Below are 17,633 nucleotides of genomic sequence, written 5' to 3' on the forward strand. Positions count from 1 at the left end.
AACGCTTGGCAATGACAGACGCCAGTATGGAGCGGGCAGGGCAACTGCCTGCTCGCTCCAATCCTTACCCCTGACGCGCTTCCCGCACTGCGGCCTTGTGAGCGGCCCGGACCAGATCCCAGGCATCTGCGCTAAGCAGATACGCGGCTTCGCTTATGTGTTGCACGTCCAGAGCGTCTGCCTGGGTAATGTTCATGGCGGCGAGACTATGCAGCAGACCGCGCACCGCTCTGAGGCGTTGTTCGACGCTTTCCTGCAGGTCCATGTAGGAGCAACTGCCATCGATCAGTATCACCGCTGTCGTGGTTGGGTTGCTGGAGAGTGGGAGGAGGTCAGTCATGGCGCTGGCCTCCGTTCTCATAATCAACGGGGCAGAGTGCAGACGGATTGAGGGCGTATGTGTGCTTCATGGTTTAAAACTCCGTGTGTTGAAGAACTGCCAACAACCGTCGCCAAACGATTATGGGTGGCAGCTGTACGCGGGTTGGCGAACCGGGACACACGGAACCCGGCGCACCCGAAGGTGCCCCACGCACAGCCGCCATAACACGAAGTTACAGGCATGAAAAAAGCGCCTGCTTTCGGATGGTGGGCGCTTGTGCGCCGTGTGGTCTTCGAGTCGCCAAACCCGGTCGCTGAATTTGCAGCGACGTGCGCAGGTTAGCGTGGCAAATGTTGAAGGGCAAGCGGGTGGCTTTGGAGCCAATTACCCTCGTTCAGAACCGGCATATGGTGCCCAGATGCGGGCAGCTTCCGACCCTGAGTCGCGTTAGGGAGGTAAGTGTTCTGATATCCTCGCGGATTGCTGAAAACGTGACGGCTTTCCGACAGAAGCTACCGCTCGAGATAAGTGCTGATAGATTTTGGTTCTCAGTGCTGGTAGATGAAGCTGCACACCATAAGACCCAAATACGAACGCCTCGAGCTCAGTAGCCCTCATTCTTGAGCAGCTAAAGTTACCTATGGCAAATTCGCCAGCTCTAGCGTGTCGAAGCGTTGGCTGCGCTCACCGGGGCGTCCTAAAATCCGTTCTTTTTACCAAACATTGGTTTCCGCATGGCCACGTACGACACAAGCGCTATTCGCCGTGAGTTAGGGGCAATTTCTTGGGAAGAGTTCTTTACTGCTTATGGCACGGCGTCTGATGTTCCTTCTGACATCGAACGCCTTTTCTCATCGGATTTTTCCATCGCAAAGCGGGCATCTCATCAGCTCTGGTGTGGGTTGTGCCATCAGCATGCATTCGTTTCATCTGCTGCTTTGCCTGCGCTACCCTTCTTGATGACCGCTCTCAATCAAGCGCCCGATAATTTGAAGATTGAAATCCTCGACATCATTCTGGGATTTGCCAAGTGCTCGAAGTTTCAATTGTCTCAAGATTGGGCTCTAAAACTCCGGGCAGAGCTGGTCAAGGAGCTAGGTTTTTTTGAAGTTCTCTCAACGTCGGGAAATCCTGAAGTGGCTGATTTTTCTGTATGGGTGTGCCAAGAGCTCTCCACAAATTAGAATGTCTAGTACGGCGTTGGTGCGAGCTGCGGTTGATTGCTTTACGTAAACGCTGTTTGTAACCAGCTACTCCAACGTCATGTGTGGCAGTGAGAGAATTTACAGAGGGCTTCAACAGATGGCTGTGAGTTCCCGGCTAAGCACAATCGACCCAGCATTTGAAAAAGCACTGGATGTCATGCCGGTATCTGAGCGCTCACTTTCCGTTTCTAAGGCCGTATTGTGGGTGGCAAAGGACCTTGGCCTTGATAGGCAGCATATGGACATGATGATTGAGCAGATGCAGGGCAGCCGCTTGCAGGCATTAGCTCAGGAGTTCGATGAGCGATATTTTGAGCTTCAAGACCTATGCGATCCTGATCATCTATATTGCTTCGCAAAGGCTCGCTGCTACAGTGCAGCTGCGTTCTTGGTGGAAGGGGATTTCTATGAAGCAATATATGAAGCAGTTTCTGCCACTAACAAGCCAAAAAAGATTCTGGCATTTCTTGAACATACTGAGTAGATAACTCTGTTCTTAGGTGTCTGGCGCGCGCATGAACGCTATCGACCAAGCACGCTCTCGAGTCCATTGCAGTCCTGAAGTTGCGCCGTGAACTCAAGCAGTTCTGTAAACGCTCAAGTCTTGCGCTTACGATGGCAGAGCGTGAGGAGATATCTCGTTGAATCGAAAAGGGGCGGATTTATTTATTAGGCAAGCTTACCGCTTCTGATCGAAGGCCACCGCTCGCCAACGTCCTCGTTCCCCGCTTTCCATCGACCGGCCACCCTGCACGCCTGACCCCGGAATCTGCGACAATCCCACCTTTTCCGCGACCGCCCGAGCCTGATGACCGACGTCCCCTTCGATATCGCTGCCCTGCAGAACAACCTCGACCACGCCATGATTGCCGACCGCCATCGTTTGCGTCGGCAGTTGCATGAGCTGCAGAAGAGGCCCGACGAGGCCAAGCAGGCGCAGTGGCTGGAGCGTTTTCAGGCGTCGTGCGCGAAGGTCGAGGCGCGGCGCTTGAGTGTGCCGGTGATGCGTTACGACGATGCGTTGCCGATCGCGGCCAAGCGCGACGAGATCAAGGCGGCGCTGGCCAAGCATCAGGTGCTGGTGATCGCCGGTGAGACCGGTTCGGGCAAGACCACCCAGTTGCCGAAGATCTGCCTGGAGATCGGCCGTGGCCAGCACGGCCTGATCGGCCATACCCAGCCGCGGCGGCTGGCGGCGCGCAGTGTGGCGACGCGGGTGGCCGAGGAGATCGGTACGCCGTTGGGTGAGCTGGTCGGTTATCAGGTGCGCTTCGAGGATCAGAGCAAGGACAGTTCGCTGATCAAGCTGATGACCGACGGCATTCTGCTCGCCGAAACCCAGCACGATCGCTATCTGGAAAAGTACGACACGCTGATCGTCGACGAGGCCCACGAACGCAGCCTCAACATCGACTTTCTGCTCGGTTACCTGAAGACCCTGCTGCCGCGTCGGCCCGACCTCAAGGTGATCATCACCTCGGCGACCATCGATCTGGATCGCTTCAGTAAACACTTCAATGATGCGCCCATCGTCGAAGTCTCCGGCCGTACCTATCCGGTGGAAACCTGGTACCGGCCGCTGGCGGCCGAAGTGGACGAGGAGGGCGAGCGCCTGCTCGACGACCTCACCGTCGATCAGGGCATTCTCGCCGCGCTGGACGAGATCGCCGCCCATGAGAGTGCCGAGGGCAAGCGCCCGGGGGATGTGCTGATTTTCCTGCCGGGCGAGCGCGAGATTCGCGATGCCGCCGAGGTGCTGCGCAAGGCCAACCTGCGCTTTACCGAAGTGCTGCCGCTGTATGCGCGGCTGACGCCTGCCGAGCAGCAGAAGATCTTCGCGCCCATGGCCGGGCGCAAGATCGTGCTGGCCACCAACGTCGCGGAAACCTCGCTGACGGTGCCGGGCATTCGTTACGTGATCGACAGCGGCACGGCGCGCATCAGCCGTTACAGCTACCGCGCCAAGGTGCAGCGCCTGCCCATCGAGGCGGTTTCCCAGGCCAGCGCCAACCAGCGCAAGGGCCGTTGCGGCCGGGTCGAACCGGGCATCTGCGTGCGCCTGTACAGCGAGGAGGATTTTCTCGGCCGGCCGGAATTCACCGACCCGGAAATTCTGCGTACCAACCTGGCGGCGGTGATCTTGCAGATGCTGCACCTGCGCCTGGGCAGTATCGAGGATTTCCCCTTCATCGAGCCGCCGGATGGCAAGGCCATCAGCGATGGTTTCAACCTGCTGCAGGAGTTGTCTGCGGTCAATCGCGAAGGGCAGCTGACCCCGCTGGGTCGCCAGCTGGCGCGCCTGCCCATCGACCCGCGCCTCGGCCGCATGGTGCTGGAGGCCGCCAAGCTCGGCAGCCTGCAGGAGCTGCTGATCGTCGCCAGCGCGCTGTCGGTGCAGGACCCGCGCGAGCGGCCGATGGATCGCCAGCAGGCGGCCGACCAGGCCCATGCGCAATGGAAGGATGTGGATTCCGACTTCGCCGCGCTGATCAACCTGTGGCGCGGCTTCGAGGAGAAACGCCAGGAGCTGGGTTCCAACCCGCTGCGCAGCTGGTGCAAGAAGAACTTCCTCAACTACATGCGCCTGCGCGAGTGGCGCGACTCCCATCGCCAGTTGGTGTTGCTGGCGAGGGACCTGCAACTGGGCGACAACGCTTCCCGTAGGAGCCCGCTTGCGGGCGATTCAGCGCCAGCAGGTTCAGCGGAAAAGGCCGTGCAGGCAGCGCCTACCACCGACACCAAGGTCAATGTGATCCTCCGTGAGCAGGCCGAGGCCAGTGAAGCGGCGCAGCGTGCCAAGGGCTATGCGGCCGTGCACAAGGCGATTCTCAGCGGCCTGCTCAGCCAGATCGGCCAGAAAGCCGAGGAGGGCGATTTCCTCGGCGCCCGCCAGCGTCGCTTCTGGGTGCATCCGTCGTCGGTGATCGGCCGCAAGAAACCCAACTGGATCATGGCCGCCGAGTTGGTAGAGACCACCAAGCTGTTCGCTCGCCAGGTGGCCAAGATCGAGCCGGACTGGATCGAGCCCCTGGCCGGTCACCTGATCAAGAAGAACCACTTCGAGCCGCACTGGGAGAAGAAGCGCGGCCAGGTGGTGGCGTACGAGCAGGTCACCCTGTACGGCCTGATCGTGGTCGGTCGCCGCCCCGTGCATTACGGGCCCATCGACCCGCAGGCGTCCCGCGAGCTGTTCATTCGTGAAGGCCTGGTGCGTGGCGAAATCAACAGCCGCGCCAAGTGCCTGAACGCCAACCGTGTGTTGCTGGAAAGGCTCGACGAGCTGGAGGCCAAGGCTCGCCGTCGCGACATTCTCGCCGACGAGGAAACCTTGTTCGCCTATTACGAGGCGCGCATTCCCCAGGACATCTACCAGGCGGCGACCTTCGAGAGCTGGTACAAGCGCGAGAGCGGCAAAGATCCGCAGTTGCTGATGATGCGCGAGGAAGACGTGCTGGCCCGCGAGGCGCTGGAGGTCACCGCCGCCCAGTATCCCGATACCCTGCATATCGGTGAGCTGCAGTTGCCGCTGACCTACCACTTCGAACCCAACCACCCGCGTGACGGCGTGACCCTGCGCGTGCCGGCGCCGCTGTTGCCGCAACTGCCGGGCGAGCGCCTGGAGTGGCTGGTGCCGGGGCTGATCGAGGCCAAGGCCATCGACCTGGTGCGCGGCCTGCCAAAGGCGCTGCGCAAGAACTTCGTACCGGTGCCGGATTTCGTCGGCGCAGCACTGAGCAAGCTCACCTTCGGCCAGGGCAGCCTGCCGGAAAGCCTGGCTCGCGAACTGCAACGCATGACCGGTGCGCGTATCGACGAGCAGGCCTGGGTCGAGGCAACCCGGCAACTCGAACATCACCTGAAGATGAACATCGAAGTGGTCGATACCCACGGCAAGCCGCTTGGCGAAGGCCGCGACCTGGCCGAGCTGACCGCACGCTTCGCCGAGGCCAGCCAGGCCGCGCTGGCCATCCCGCAAGCCGACAAGGTGCAGAAACCGGTGGAGGCCAAGGGCTTCGCCCAGGTCGCCGAGAAGACTCAACAGAAGGTCGCCGGGCTGTCCATGACCGTGTTCCCGGCGCTGGTGGAAGAGGGCGGTGTGGTCAAGGAAGGGCGCTTCCCGACCCAGGCCGAAGCCGAATTCCAGCATCGCCGTGCCCTGCAGCGTCTGTTGCTGCAACAGTTGGCCGAGCCGGCCAAGTTCCTGCGCGGCAAGTTGCCGGGGCTGACCGAGCTGGGTCTGCTGCACCGCGAGCTGGGCCGGGTCGATGGGCTGGTCGAAGACATTCTGCTGGCCAGCCTCGACAGCTGCATTCTCGAAGGCGAGCAGCCACTGCCCCGTGACGGCGCCGCGCTGGCCGCGCTGGCCGAGAAAAAACGCGGTGCCTGGGCCGACCACGCCGAGCGGCTGGCCCGCCTGACCCTGGACGTGCTCAAGCTGTGGCACGGCCTGCAGAAGCGCTTCAAGGGCAAGATCGACCTGGCCCAGGCGGTGGCGCTCAACGACATCAAGGCGCAGCTGGGCAATCTGGTCTATCCCGGTTTCGTCCGCGAAACCCCTAGCGAATGGCTCAAGGAGGTGCCGCGCTATCTCAAGGCCATCGAACAGCGCTTCGACAAGATCGCCGCGCAACTGCAACGTGACCGGGTGTGGAGTGGCGAGCTGGCCGGTTACTGGGAGCAGTACCAGGCGCGCCTCGGCAAGCACCTGCAAGAGGGCAAGCGTGACGCCAATCTGGTGCTGTACCGATGGATGCTCGAGGAATACCGAGTGTCGCTGTTCGCCCAGCAGTTGGGGACGAAGATGGCCGTGTCGGACAAGCGCCTGAGCAAGCAGTGGAGTCAGGTGGAAGGCTGATCTCCCTGGTAGCCTGGGCCGCTGTTGTGGGAGCGCGCCATGCGCGCCATGCGCGCGATTCTGCGTCTCTGCCCGCTCCACGCTAGCGGCTGAGCAGGGGAGCCATCGCCAGCTGCCGCCTGGACCGATGAGAGTTCTAACCGCAAGACAATCAAACGCCTTTCAGGCGGCGGAGCGCGATGTCTGGTTTTTCATGCGAGCGGGTCGTAAACGGTCAGCTCGCTACCTCGGGGTTGCCGGAGCCGTTGGTGCCCTGGTGGAGTTTCACCAAAACCGTGCTGGCGGCGACCGCCCTGACCCTGGTGCGTGATGGGTTGGTGTCGCTCGACGAGGTCGTGCTGGGCGGCCCCTTCACGTTGCGGCAACTGCTGAAACACGAAGCTGGCCTGGCCGATTACGGTGAGCTTGCCGACTACCACGCCGCCGTTGCCCGTGGCGACGAGCCCTGGCCCGCCAGCGAAATGCTCGAGCGCCTCGATGCAACGCGTCTGCGTTATCAGCCTGGGGTTGGCTGGGGGTATTCCAATGTCGGCTACCTGTACGTCACCCGGTTGATCGAGCAGCGCAGCGGCACCTCGCTCGGGAGCGCCATCGAGCAGCGGGTGTTGCAGCCACTTGGCGTGCCCGAGGTTCGCCTGGCGCGGACCCCGGCGGACTTGCGCGGCGTCGATATGGGCAGCTCTGCCGCTTACCATCCCGGCTGGGTTTATCACGGCTTGCTGGTGGGCAGCGTGTCCGCCGCCGCCTTGCTGCTGGACCGCTTGCTGGGTGGCAGCCTGCTGCCTGCCGAGCTGTTGGCGCAGATGCAGGAGCGGCGCGTGCTGGGTGGCCCGATTGCAGGGCGCCCCTGGACGGTCGCCGGCTATGCCCTGGGGTTGATGCGGGGCGATATCGAGGGCGGCATCCTGCTAACCGGCCACACCGGGGTAGGGCCGGGCAGCGTGATCGCGGTTTACCGCTGCACCACGGATGCCGGTACGGCGACCTGCGCGGTGTTTCAGAAAGACGCCCGCGAAGGCGATGTGGAAGCAGAACTGGTCGCCTCGCTTGGTGGCTGACGACTGACGCTTGACCCATCCGCCAGCGCGGTGCCGCAAAGGTGGACAATGAAAGCGTTGTCCACCCTACGGCTGGGCCATCGTCGATGACCAGCGATCGGCCGTCGTAGGGCGGATGTCGCTCTTTACATCCGCCGTGCTGGATCGATGAGGCACGATCCACCCTGGGGTTGCTCGGGCAAGGCGTTCTTCTGCAGGCGTTGGGGATTTATTTCTGTTGTGCGTGGTCATTCACGGTGGATTGCGTGTTGCTTCGTCATGCTTGTTCAGCGACATCGCCACCGACCTGTGTGCACATAAGGAGCATGTGATGGAAATGAAGATATTGGCCAGCGGTATTGGCGCAGCTCTGCCCAAGACCAGCATTGGTTTCAGCCTGTTCAGTGGTGTGTATATCCAGCTAAGACGTTCGAGCAGCGACCAGCCGCAGACGTTCGGTATCGCCTCCGGTCCCGAGATCGGTGGCAACAGCGGTACGCTGATCGCCGGGCATATCGAAACGGCGTGGATGAAGATCGACACGACCAAGCACGCCTGGCTGTGCAGTCGCTCTTCACTGGTCGGCAAGCTGGGTGAGGTGGAACTGAAGGGGACGCTGGCCTTCAGTGGCACCGTGGACGTGAATTTCACGATCTATGACGCGAACAACGAATCCACCTTCTCGCTCAGCCGGATCAAGGTCGAGTCCAAAGGCGGGCAGTTGGCGGACACCAAGATTCGTGGCGTGATCAAGGACATGATGGGCAAGACCCAGAACGGGAGCGCGCTCTGTGCACAGCCGTGACCCGGGTCGATTCCCTCGTCTGAAGACACTGTGCAACCTGATCCTGCTGGTGCTTCAGCTGATTACCGTGGCGGCGTACTGGGGCCTGGTGGATGCCAGAACCGATTACATGGCCATCAGTCAGGGGCTTTATCCCGACAGCGAACTGCTGATGAACAGCCGGCTCGCCGACTGGCTGGTTTCCATGCCAGCGATGGCGGTGGTGGCTGCCGTCTTCGTCGCGAGCGTTGCCAAGGAGTTTGCCGGTCTTTCCAGAGGGCGGCGGATCCTGCTCAACCTGGTGCTGCTGATCGGCCTGGCGGCGGTGTTCGGTCTCGCGGCCTCTCGGCTCCATCCCGTCGTTTAGCGGAGAGTCTGGTCTTTGGGCGCTTTGCCTGGGCGCCTGGGGCGCGGAGCGTCGTGCGGATCAGGCCATATCGCTTTCTCGGAACTCTTCGGCAAGGAAGTCGATCAGCGTGCGCACCGAGGGCAGTAGGCCGCGGCGCGAGGGGAAGATGGCGTGGACGATGCCGCACTTCGGTTCCCAGCCCGGCAGCATTTCCACCAGGGTGCCGGCATCCAGGTCCTCGCGCACCGCGACCCGCGGGACGTGGGCAATGCCGACGCCGGCCAGGGCACCGTGGCGCAGGGCGATCAGGTCGTCGGTGACCATGCGCGGGCGATGGGGGATCAGCAGCTTTCCCTCATCCGGGCCGAACAATTCCCACTGGTATTCACGCTGCGAGCCACCCCAGTGCAGGCTCGGGAGCTGGCCCAGATCGGCGGGCTGAAAGTTCTTCGGCAACTGCTTGAGGAAGTCCGGGCGGCCGACCAGGCATTGTCGGCTGTTGCCCAGTACCTTCATCACCATGTCGGTGTTTTCCAGCGGCGGGAAGCGCACCCGCAGGGCGATGTCGAAGCCTTCGTGGAGCAGGTCGACGCGCCGGTTGGTGCTCTCGATGAACAGCTCAACGGCCGGGTAGCGCTGCATGAAACGGGTCAGCATCGGCCCGACCCAGGAGTTGAGCAGGGTGGTCGGGCACGCCAGGCGCACCAGGCCGCGAGGCTCGCTGAGGTTGCGTTCGATCACTTCGGCGGCACCCTCGGCCTCCACCCGCATGGCCACGCAACGCTGGTAGTACTCCTGGCCGATTTCCGTGAGCGAACAATGGCGGCTGGTACGGTGCAGCAGGCGCACGCCGAGGCGCTCCTCGAGCAGGGCGATGCGTCGGCTGAGCTTGGACTTGGGTATGCCCAGAGCGCGGCCCGCGGGGGCGAAGCCGCCGTGCTCCACCACTTGGGTGAAGTAGTAGAGGGTGTTGAGATCTTCCATCAGTATACCGTTCTGAAAATGGAACGCTGTGGGCGAATTTTGCTGTCTGGTGCATCAAGGGTGTCGAATTTAATCTTTACCACATGCAGCGACAACTGCACGACACCAAACGAATCCAGCCGAACGACTCGGCAGCCCACTGAAAATAGAGGATCGCGCCATGACCACTTCCTTCACCTACAACCGCCTCGACAAAGACAACGCCGTCGTTCTGCTGGTCGATCACCAGGCTGGCCTGCTCTCGCTGGTGCGCGACATCGAGCCGGACAAGTTCAAGAACAACGTGCTCGCGCTGGCCGACCTGGCCAAGTTCTTCAACCTGCCGACCATCCTCACCACCAGCTTCGAAACCGGCCCCAACGGCCCGTTGGTACCCGAGCTGAAGGCGCTGTTCCCGGATGCGCCGTACATCGCTCGCCCTGGCCAGATCAACGCCTGGGACAACGAAGATTTCGTCAAGGCGATCAAGGCCACCGGCAAGAAGCAGCTGATCATCGCCGGTGTGGTGACCGAGGTGTGCGTGGCGTTCCCGGCGCTGTCGGCGCTGGAGGAGGGCTTCGATGTCTTCGTGGTGACGGACGCTTCCGGTACCTTCAACTCGATCACCCGTGACGCCGCCTGGAACCGCATGTCCAACGCCGGCGCTCAGCTGATGAACTGGTTCGGCGTGGCCTGCGAGCTGCACCGCGACTGGCGCAACGATGTGGAAGGGCTGGCGAAGATCTGCTCCGACCACATCCCGGACTACCGCAACCTGATGACCAGCTACGCGGCCCTGACCGGCAACAAGTAAAGGCCATTCGGCGAGCATGAAGGCACCTCCGCGCAGGTGCCTTTTTCTCATTGGCATGCAGCGCCCCGCCATCGGCAAAGCGCCGCTGCGCCTGATCGGCCGGGACACATGAGGTCATAAACGCCCCCTCTGACCGTAGGGCCATTAACCCGAACCTTTCAGCAGGTGCCTTCGTCGTACCAGTACCACCAACGTGCTGGAGAGGGTAATGCTGACTGATCCGAAGACCCGCTATCGACCCTATACCGACGCAGCCGGTGGCTGGGGGTCGGCCAAGTCCGTGGCGCGTATCGTGCTGCGTGAACAGGCGGTGGTGAAGATCGGCGCGGCGTTGCTCAAGCAGAACAAACCCTCGGGGTTCGCCTGTGTGAGTTGTGCCTGGGCCAAGCCCGGTGACACCCACCCCATGGAGTTCTGCGAGAACGGTGCCAAGGCCACGGCCTGGGAGCTGACCGCGAAACGCACCGGCCCGGAATTCTTCGCCCGGCACCGCGTGGCCGAACTGCGCAACTGGTCGGCCTACGCGCTCGAACAGCATGGCCGGCTGACCCATCCGATGCGCTACGACGCCAGTACCGACCGCTACGAGGAAACCAGCTGGGAAGCCGCCTACCAGGAAATCGGCGCCACCCTGCGAACGATGGAACCGGACGAGGTGGTGTTCTACGCCTCCGGGCGCGCCTCGCTGGAGGCCTCGTTCATGTATCAGCTGTTCGCCAGGGCTTATGGCACCAACAACCTGCCGGACAGTTCCAACATGTGCCACGAGAGCACGTCGGTGGGCCTGCAGGAAAGCATCGGCGTACCGGTCGGCACCGTGACCCTCAATGATTTCGAGCACACCGACTGCCTGCTGTTCTTTGGCCAGAACGTCGGCAGCAACAGCCCGCGCATGCTTCATCAGTTGCAGGAGGCGCGGCAGCGCGACGTGCCGATCATCACCTTCAATCCGCTCAAGGAGCGTGGCCTGCAGCGCTTCGTCAACCCTCAGTCACCAGGCGAGATGCTCGGGCCGAACTCGACGCAGATCAGCACCCAGTACCATCAGGTGGCGATCGGTGGCGACACCGCTGCGGTCACCGGCGTGGCCAAGGCGCTGCTGGATCTGCACGACGCGGCCCTGCAGCGCGGTGAGCCTGGCCTGCTGGACGACGCATTCATCGCTACCCACACCAGAGGCGTCGAGGACTTCATCGGTTATGTGCGCGAGCAGAATTGGGCCGAACTGGAGTCCATCACCGGGCTCAGCCGTGGCGCCATGGAAGCGACGGCGCTGACCTATGCCCAGGCGCAGCGGGTGATGATCGTGTATGGCATGGGCCTGACCCAGCATCGTCAGGGCGTGCAGAATGTGCAGATGCTGGTCAACCTGCTGTTGCTGCGCGGCAATATCGGCAAGCCTGGGGCGGGTATCTGCCCGGTGCGTGGGCACTCCAACGTGCAGGGCCAGCGCACCGTGGGTATCGCCGAAGACCCGGCCAAGGTGCCGGTCGACCTCATCGAGCAACACTTCAAATTCAGCGTGCCTGAGAAGGTCGGGCTGTGCACCGTCGACGCCTGCAGCGCCATGCTCGACGGGCGGGTGCGCGGCTTCGTCAGCCTGGGGGGCAACTTCATTCGGGCGGTGCCCGATACCGCTCGGATGGAGCCGGCCTGGCAGCGCCTCAAGCTCAACGTACAGGTGGCCACCAAACTCAACCATTCCCATCTGTTGCCGGGTGAGCAGGCCTGGCTGCTGCCGTGCCTGGGGCGCATCGAAGCCGATCGGCAGGACGGCGTCGAGCAGAGCCACAGCACCGAGGACAGCACCGGTTGCATCCATGGCTGGCACGGCAGCAGCGCGCCAGCCAGCGAGCACCTGCGCTCCGAGCCCGCGATCATCGCCGGCCTGGCGCTCAGTACCTTGTCACCGCAGGTCGCCATCGACTGGGACGGCTGGCGCCGGGACTACTCCCTGATCCGCCAGGCGATCGCCACGATCTACCCGGAGATCTTCCGCGACTTCAATCAGCGCATGTGGGAGCCGGGCGGTTTTCACCGGCCCTTGGGCGCGGCGCAGCGTGAGTGGGCCACCGCGAGCGGCAAGGCGCAATTCGTTACCCCGCGGCGGTTGAGCGTCGATGATGACGTGCAGGCACCCTATGTGCGGCGTGACGTGCTGCAATTGATGACGATCCGCAGCAACGACCAGTTCAATACCACCATCTACGGTTACGACGACCGCTTCCGCGGCGTGTATGGCACCCGCTCGGTGATCTTCATGAACACCGACGACATCGTCCGCCTTGGGCTGGCAGCCGGCGACTGGGTGGACGTGACCACCGCGGTACAGCCGGAAATCGAGCGGCGGGTCGGGCCGCTGCAGATACTCGCCTACGACATTCCCCAGGGTTGCTGCGCGGCCTACTACCCGGAGTGCAACCCGCTGTTGCCGCTCTGGCATCATGCCGAGCGCAGCAAGGTCCCGGCGGCCAAGTCGATACCGGTGACGCTGCGTCTCAGCGATGCGGTGGCGCCAGGTGACACCCTGCCACAGCATTCGGCAGTGATTGCCTCGCAGCGTTAGCCGCTGTTCGGGCACGGCGCCTAGCTGTGCCACGCCGCTGAGGTACTGCGCGACCGACCGCCAGAGCGATCGGCCCGCGCGGTGCGGCATCAGTCCTGCTGACGAATCTTGCGCTCGGCTTCCTGGGACTTCTCCCGGATCTTCTGCGCTTCCTGTTCCTTGGTCTTGATCGAGGTCGGGGTGATGACGCGGTCGATAGCTTCGGTTTTCTCTCCTGGCCTTTGAATCTCCTTCTTCACCACGTTGACGTCGTCGCCTTGCACATCCTTGGCCGGAGCGTTCGGTGGGGTCTGATCGATCGGTGTGTTGCTCATGTCGTTCTCCTCGTTGGCGAATGGGCTCTACAGTTAGGAGGCCGATCCGACGGGTGAGTTCGGACAATTCCCGTCTGTATCCGGATGCTTCCAAATGGCCGTTTCACGGCCTCCCGGGTGCAGAAACTCGGAATCTCTGGTGCTGACCCGGATCGAATGAAAGGACGTTCGACAACCACGATGCTGGAGAACAAACATGGGCGAATTCAGGATTTATCTCGACGACGAACTGCTGTGTGCAACCCGCTCACCGGTGCTCGCACAGGCTGCCTGGCACCGCGCGTCGCGTGATGCCAGGGTGGCCGAGGCGGGCGGTACGGTACGTGCTTACGAGGGCGAGGTGACCGTGGCGGAAATGCACCCGGAACCTCGGGTTGGTCATCCCTGGCCGGACGGCCGTGATCGGCAGGCGGATCTACGCGACGTATGGGACAGCCTGTTGCGGATGCTCGCGCAGCAAGGGCTCGATGACCAGGCGCTGACCGATGCCCTGAACCGCTTCGGCCTGAAGACCAGCAGTGTGCAGGCGACGGTGCATGATGACCTGGGAGGGCGGACGATTCCGTCGGCGGCGGAGCTGGTGGTATTGCTCGAGGCGATCCAGCAGGCGCAGCCAGATACGCGCTCGCGGACTGACGCTGGCGGTTACTGACGCAGGATAGTGTTCATGCGGTGGCGTTCGAAGATAGCCGGGGTTTCGGCGCGAACCCGGTCTTCGATCAGTTGAATGATCGCGAACACTTCCATGGGTGTCAGTGACGTTTTGCAGGGAATGTCACTGACATGAATGGCGGTGGATGAGTCGGGCTCTTCGAGAGTGACGCTCATGCGCGTGGGAGAGTCCAGGGACGCTTGTACAATAATTGGCGAGAAATAGTTGTACAACAGGGCCATCGCGTCCAGAAATCTCATTGTTGCCACAATAATCGCTCTCGACGTCAAGCCTGAAGGGTGGCGTTATAATGTCGGCTTAAAAGATAGTGTCAATTCCGTTCAAGTAACCGGCTATTTACTGTGTTCGGGTGAAGAGGGTGGTTTCGGCATGCCGCGTGGCCCGGCATATCCCCAGGCGATTATCCCGAATAATGGGAGCGCTATTATCGCCACGGCCCATATCAGCCGAGTGTTGAGGCTCTTATCGCTGCGCCACAAGTTCATGATCGCCACCAGATCGATGAAAGCGATCACGACAAATGCGCCCAGCCAGAAATACAGCGAGGGATCGTTCATGGTAGAGCTCCTGTTTGAGAGGGCGGAGGCCTTATGAGCAGGGCTCCTCGGGGCTGCGTAGCGGGTAGGCTGGCTTGCAGGCGGCTTGATGGCAGTCGTCCCCCAGCATGCGAGATCGCATTGCCATCTTTATGGATATAGCGCGATTCATTCACCGCTATATAAGGGTACGAAGTGCACCCGGATATTAAGTTCGTATGAAGGGATGGTCGGTGACAGGAATAGTGATTATATACAAGTATATAATCGCATCTTGATATCAATCGCCTTCGCCCATGCGTGCATGATGCCTGCCGATAAGTTTGCCGTTCATGCATTTTGCACTGGCCGATTAATCAGGGCTGAAGCGAAGTCCGCGGAAACCGGGGCATTGCAGCGTCGAGAAAGTTGGCACGGGTGATGCACTTATTCATTTGCAAAGAATTGATAAGTGCGCCACTTCTGCCAATAAGGAATTCTCGATGACCGTCTCTGCCATCAACCAGTTGATCACTGCCCTGCCTGACCATCAGGTCTCCATCAAACCGCGCCCGGATGGCATGTACCTGCTGACCATCAGCAAGGACGGCGAGAATGTCTTCGTCAAGGCGGTCGACAAGCAGTCGGTGATCAGCGAGGCGGGCGTGCATGCCCTGCAGCGCGAGATACTGCGCGATCGCAAGCTGGTCAGTGGCGAGGTCAACTGGAAGGGCACGGGGGCCCATTGGGTGTCGCGCAAGCTGCCGACCTTCACTGGCGCGCCAGTGAACCCGACCGCTGCGAAGATGATGTGGTCGCGCCGCAACCTCGATAGCCTGCGACCCACCGCCTGACAGCGCGCTGGAATGGCCCCGTTGATGCGGGGCTTTTTGCATCTGCTTGATGGCTGAAGGGAGGCTGCACGATGATGTCAGTACTCGAATTGCGGCGGATCATCGAAACGGCGTTTCTACCCAAGATCTGCCGCTGCAGCGTCAGTCACGATGATTCGCTGGTGGTGCAGATCAGCGAGCCGGCGAGCGGTGAGGTACTGGTGAGGATCATCGGCGTGCCGCGCAGCAGCCTGTCGACATCCCGTGATCTGTCCCGGTTCGTCATGCAACTGCGTAAGGAGCTGCACGAACGAGATGCTGAGCAACAGGCGCGCGACGCGCGCTCAGCCGGCCGCTAGCGGCTTCAGGATTTGCCCAGCAGCCGCGACGCATCGAAGCCCATGCGCATGTTGCCCCAATGGCGGCCGTCGAAGATGAACGGCACGTCGATCTCGGTCATGATCTCGCCGGTGTCGCGCAGGTAGGTCTGTAGCAGGAAGCGCTGGGTGTTGGTCGCGGCGCGCAGGCCCACCGGGTCGGAGAACATGCGCTTGTTGCGGCACACCGGCAGGTCGACGGCGCGATTGCCGGTCGGCGCTTTCGATACCCAGCTGTTGTTCACCGGGCAGTAGCCCTTGCTGTCGACGATGAAGGTGACGATGCCGCCGGCCGTACCCTTGGTCAGCTTGTCGATCTCTTCCTGGCAGATCTGCGCGAAGCGCTCGGTGTAGCCGGTCATGTACTGCTTGGGGTCGGTGTTGGCAATCAACCGGTAGTTCTGGTCGAACAGGTTGACGCCTTCGCGCTGCAGCGCGGCCAGGCGAACCTGCAGGATGTCGCGGCACTGGCTGGCGCGGGTGATGGCAGCATCCAGCTCACCCTGGCCCAGCACGAAACGACCCAGCAAGGTCTGCACCCGCTCGGCCACCCCGGACAGATCACGGGTGGCGGTGGCGGAGCGCTGCATGCGCTCGTCGATGGCCTGGCTGTCGGCATGGATCTGCGTGACCCGCTCGTTGATGCCGGTGTTGGCATCGGCCACCTGCTGGATGTGCTCGGCGATTTCCGCGAGCTTGCCGTTGGTGGATTCGAAGTCGACGATCATGCTTTCGAAATGGCCAGTGGCGCGTTCGACCACCACCTGGGTTTCCCGGGCACTGGTGCTGATCAGTGCGGTCTGCTCGTGGGTCGAACCCACTTCCTTGAGCATGGCGTCGATGTTCTGCGAGATGTCGCCAGTGGCGCGGCTGACGTTCTGCGCCAGGGTGCGTACCTCGTCGGCCACCACGGCGAAACCACGGCCGCTTTCTCCGGCGCGGGCGGCTTCGATGGCCGCGTTGAGGGCCAGCAGGTTGGTCTGCGAGGAGATCTGCTGGATCAGCCCGACGATGGACTTGATGTTCGACGAGCGCTCGTTGAGGGCGGAAACCAGGGTGCCGAATTCGTTGAGGCTATTGGAGATGGCGCCGATGTTGCCGGTCACCTCCAGCAGTTCGGCGTAGGAGTCGCGCGCCATGCTGAGGTTCTGTGCGGTGGTGCCGGAGATCGCCTGGGTCTGTTGCGACACTTCTTCGATGCGGCCGACGGCGCTGTTGCTCTCGCTCATCACTTCATTGGCGAAGCGCGCCTGGTGGGTGGCGCTCTCGCTGGAATCGCTGATGTTCTTCAACGAGCGGGCGGACTCCACGGCGATCTGCACGGTGAGTGCCTGCACGTTGCTGATGATCTCGCGTTGCTTGGCCAGAAAGCGGTTGCAGGTACTGGCCAGGGTGCGGATTTCATCGTGGGTCAGCAGGGGCAGATCGCGGGACAGGTCACCTTCGCCGTTGGCGATCTCTTCCAGGGCGCGGGTCATGTTGTCGACCGGGCGCACGATCAGGTGGCGGAAGTACCAGACCATGAAGCTGACCATGCCCAGGGTGAACAGCGCACTGAGCAACAGTGCGTTGCCCAGAGTGTCGAGCTTGGCTTCGACGCGGCTCAGCAAGGCGGCATCGATCTGCGCGGCATGCAGTTGCTGAAGGATGTCGGCACGCAGGCTGATGGCCACCCAGAACAGCAGGCCACTGACCACCACCAGCAGAAAAAGGCTGGACAGCTTCTTGGTCAAGGTATCGAAAAAGTGCATCTCGATCGAATCGTACAGCGACTTCAACGACTGCATGCCGCAGCTCCTGGCTAAGAAATATCCTTGGGTTTCCTTTTATTCGACCGGCAGCGCGGAAGCTTTAATGGCCAGCGCAGCTTTCGGCGACGTTACGCGCTTAATCCAAGGGAGTTGTCCGCGCGAAGGGCGCGCAGTTTAGTGCCCCGACTCAGGCAGTTAAAGTGCCACCATCGACGATTGTAGCTGCTGATTGGCGATTGCATTGCAAGGGTGGGCCGGGGCGCGTAGCCGACGCT

General features: G+C 61.9%; 17 protein-coding genes. 11 read left to right on the forward strand and 6 right to left on the reverse strand.

Going from position 1 to position 17,633, the window contains the following annotated elements; all coding sequences use genetic code 11:
• Positions 1 to 64 precede the first annotated feature (64 nt).
• The gene (locus FHR27_RS02310; RefSeq protein ID WP_218878440.1) at positions 65 to 340 is read right to left on the reverse strand and encodes a hypothetical protein; all 276 of its coding nucleotides are present in this window, start codon (positions 338 to 340) and stop codon (positions 65 to 67) included.
• 716 nt (positions 341 to 1,056) lie between these two features.
• Between FHR27_RS02310 and FHR27_RS02315 the strand changes: the two genes are divergently transcribed.
• The 6 genes from FHR27_RS02315 to FHR27_RS02340 all read left to right on the forward strand — a co-directional run bounded on the left by FHR27_RS02315 (position 1,057) and on the right by FHR27_RS02340 (position 8,570).
• Positions 1,057 to 1,506: a hypothetical protein gene (locus tag FHR27_RS02315; protein ID WP_156152642.1), complete on the forward strand. Its 450-nt coding sequence runs from the start codon at positions 1,057 to 1,059 to the stop codon at positions 1,504 to 1,506.
• Between the two features lie 118 nt (positions 1,507 to 1,624).
• A complete protein-coding gene (locus tag FHR27_RS02320; RefSeq protein ID WP_042552167.1) occupies positions 1,625 to 2,011 on the forward strand; it encodes a hypothetical protein in 387 nt (128 codons plus the stop codon).
• 324 nt (positions 2,012 to 2,335) lie between these two features.
• Positions 2,336 to 6,382 (forward strand): ATP-dependent RNA helicase HrpA, encoded by a 4,047-nt coding sequence (gene hrpA, locus FHR27_RS02325; RefSeq protein WP_179537676.1) that lies wholly within the window; start codon positions 2,336 to 2,338, stop codon positions 6,380 to 6,382.
• 179 nt (positions 6,383 to 6,561) lie between these two features.
• Entirely contained in the window at positions 6,562 to 7,440 is an 879-nt protein-coding gene (locus FHR27_RS02330; RefSeq protein WP_179537677.1) for a serine hydrolase domain-containing protein, read from the forward strand.
• A gap of 310 nt (positions 7,441 to 7,750) precedes the next feature.
• Entirely contained in the window at positions 7,751 to 8,224 is a 474-nt protein-coding gene (locus tag FHR27_RS02335) for a hypothetical protein (protein WP_042552170.1), read from the forward strand.
• A complete protein-coding gene (locus tag FHR27_RS02340) occupies positions 8,211 to 8,570 on the forward strand; it encodes a hypothetical protein (RefSeq protein ID WP_179537678.1) in 360 nt (119 codons plus the stop codon). Before FHR27_RS02335 ends, FHR27_RS02340 begins: the two co-directional genes overlap by 14 nt.
• Positions 8,571 to 8,630: 60 nt before the next feature.
• On the opposite strand, the gene FHR27_RS02345 is transcribed toward FHR27_RS02340, so the two are convergent.
• Complete coding sequence (locus FHR27_RS02345) at positions 8,631 to 9,536, reverse strand: LysR substrate-binding domain-containing protein (protein WP_179537679.1); 906 nt, start codon at positions 9,534 to 9,536, stop codon at positions 8,631 to 8,633.
• 160 nt (positions 9,537 to 9,696) lie between these two features.
• On the opposite strand from FHR27_RS02345, the gene ycaC reads away from it, so the two are divergent.
• Both ycaC and FHR27_RS02355 read left to right on the forward strand, forming a co-directional pair.
• Positions 9,697 to 10,329, forward strand: a complete 633-nt coding sequence (gene ycaC / locus FHR27_RS02350) for an isochorismate family cysteine hydrolase YcaC (protein WP_042552173.1) — start codon at positions 9,697 to 9,699, stop codon at positions 10,327 to 10,329.
• Between the two features lie 208 nt (positions 10,330 to 10,537).
• Positions 10,538 to 12,895: an FdhF/YdeP family oxidoreductase gene (locus FHR27_RS02355; protein ID WP_179537680.1), complete on the forward strand. Its 2,358-nt coding sequence runs from the start codon at positions 10,538 to 10,540 to the stop codon at positions 12,893 to 12,895.
• A gap of 89 nt (positions 12,896 to 12,984) precedes the next feature.
• Here FHR27_RS02355 and FHR27_RS02360 read toward each other — a convergent pair whose 3' ends face one another.
• Positions 12,985 to 13,209, reverse strand: a complete 225-nt coding sequence (locus FHR27_RS02360) for a hypothetical protein (RefSeq protein WP_042552175.1) — start codon at positions 13,207 to 13,209, stop codon at positions 12,985 to 12,987.
• Between the two features lie 196 nt (positions 13,210 to 13,405).
• Here FHR27_RS02360 and FHR27_RS02365 point away from each other — a divergent pair, with 196 nt between their 5' ends.
• Positions 13,406 to 13,861 carry a hypothetical protein gene (locus tag FHR27_RS02365; RefSeq protein WP_042552176.1) on the forward strand — a complete coding sequence of 152 codons (456 nt, stop codon included), beginning with the start codon at positions 13,406 to 13,408 and terminating at the stop codon, positions 13,859 to 13,861.
• Here FHR27_RS02365 and FHR27_RS02370 read toward each other — a convergent pair.
• Together FHR27_RS02370 and FHR27_RS02375 are read right to left on the reverse strand one after the other, a co-directional pair.
• Positions 13,855 to 14,121, reverse strand: a complete 267-nt coding sequence (locus FHR27_RS02370; RefSeq protein WP_082045702.1) for a DUF1652 domain-containing protein — start codon at positions 14,119 to 14,121, stop codon at positions 13,855 to 13,857. The genes FHR27_RS02365 and FHR27_RS02370 overlap by 7 nt on opposite strands.
• A gap of 93 nt (positions 14,122 to 14,214) precedes the next feature.
• On the reverse strand, positions 14,215 to 14,439 hold the full coding sequence (locus FHR27_RS02375; protein ID WP_082045704.1) for a PLD nuclease N-terminal domain-containing protein: 225 nt from the start codon (positions 14,437 to 14,439) through the stop codon (positions 14,215 to 14,217).
• A gap of 461 nt (positions 14,440 to 14,900) precedes the next feature.
• On the opposite strand from FHR27_RS02375, the gene FHR27_RS02380 reads away from it, so the two are divergent.
• Both FHR27_RS02380 and FHR27_RS02385 read left to right on the forward strand, forming a co-directional pair.
• On the forward strand, positions 14,901 to 15,251 hold the full coding sequence (locus FHR27_RS02380) for a hypothetical protein (protein ID WP_042552179.1): 351 nt from the start codon (positions 14,901 to 14,903) through the stop codon (positions 15,249 to 15,251).
• Between the two features lie 71 nt (positions 15,252 to 15,322).
• Complete coding sequence (locus FHR27_RS02385; protein ID WP_042552180.1) at positions 15,323 to 15,589, forward strand: DUF1652 domain-containing protein; 267 nt, start codon at positions 15,323 to 15,325, stop codon at positions 15,587 to 15,589.
• Positions 15,590 to 15,594: 5 nt separating this feature from the next.
• On the opposite strand, the gene FHR27_RS02390 is transcribed toward FHR27_RS02385, so the two are convergent.
• Complete coding sequence (locus tag FHR27_RS02390) at positions 15,595 to 17,394, reverse strand: methyl-accepting chemotaxis protein (RefSeq protein ID WP_042552181.1); 1,800 nt, start codon at positions 17,392 to 17,394, stop codon at positions 15,595 to 15,597.
• Positions 17,395 to 17,633: the final 239 nt, after the last annotated feature.

Origin of the sequence: Pseudomonas flavescens, assembly GCF_013408425.1 — a bacterium.
Classification (GTDB): Bacteria; Pseudomonadota; Gammaproteobacteria; order Pseudomonadales; family Pseudomonadaceae; genus Aquipseudomonas; species Aquipseudomonas fulva_A.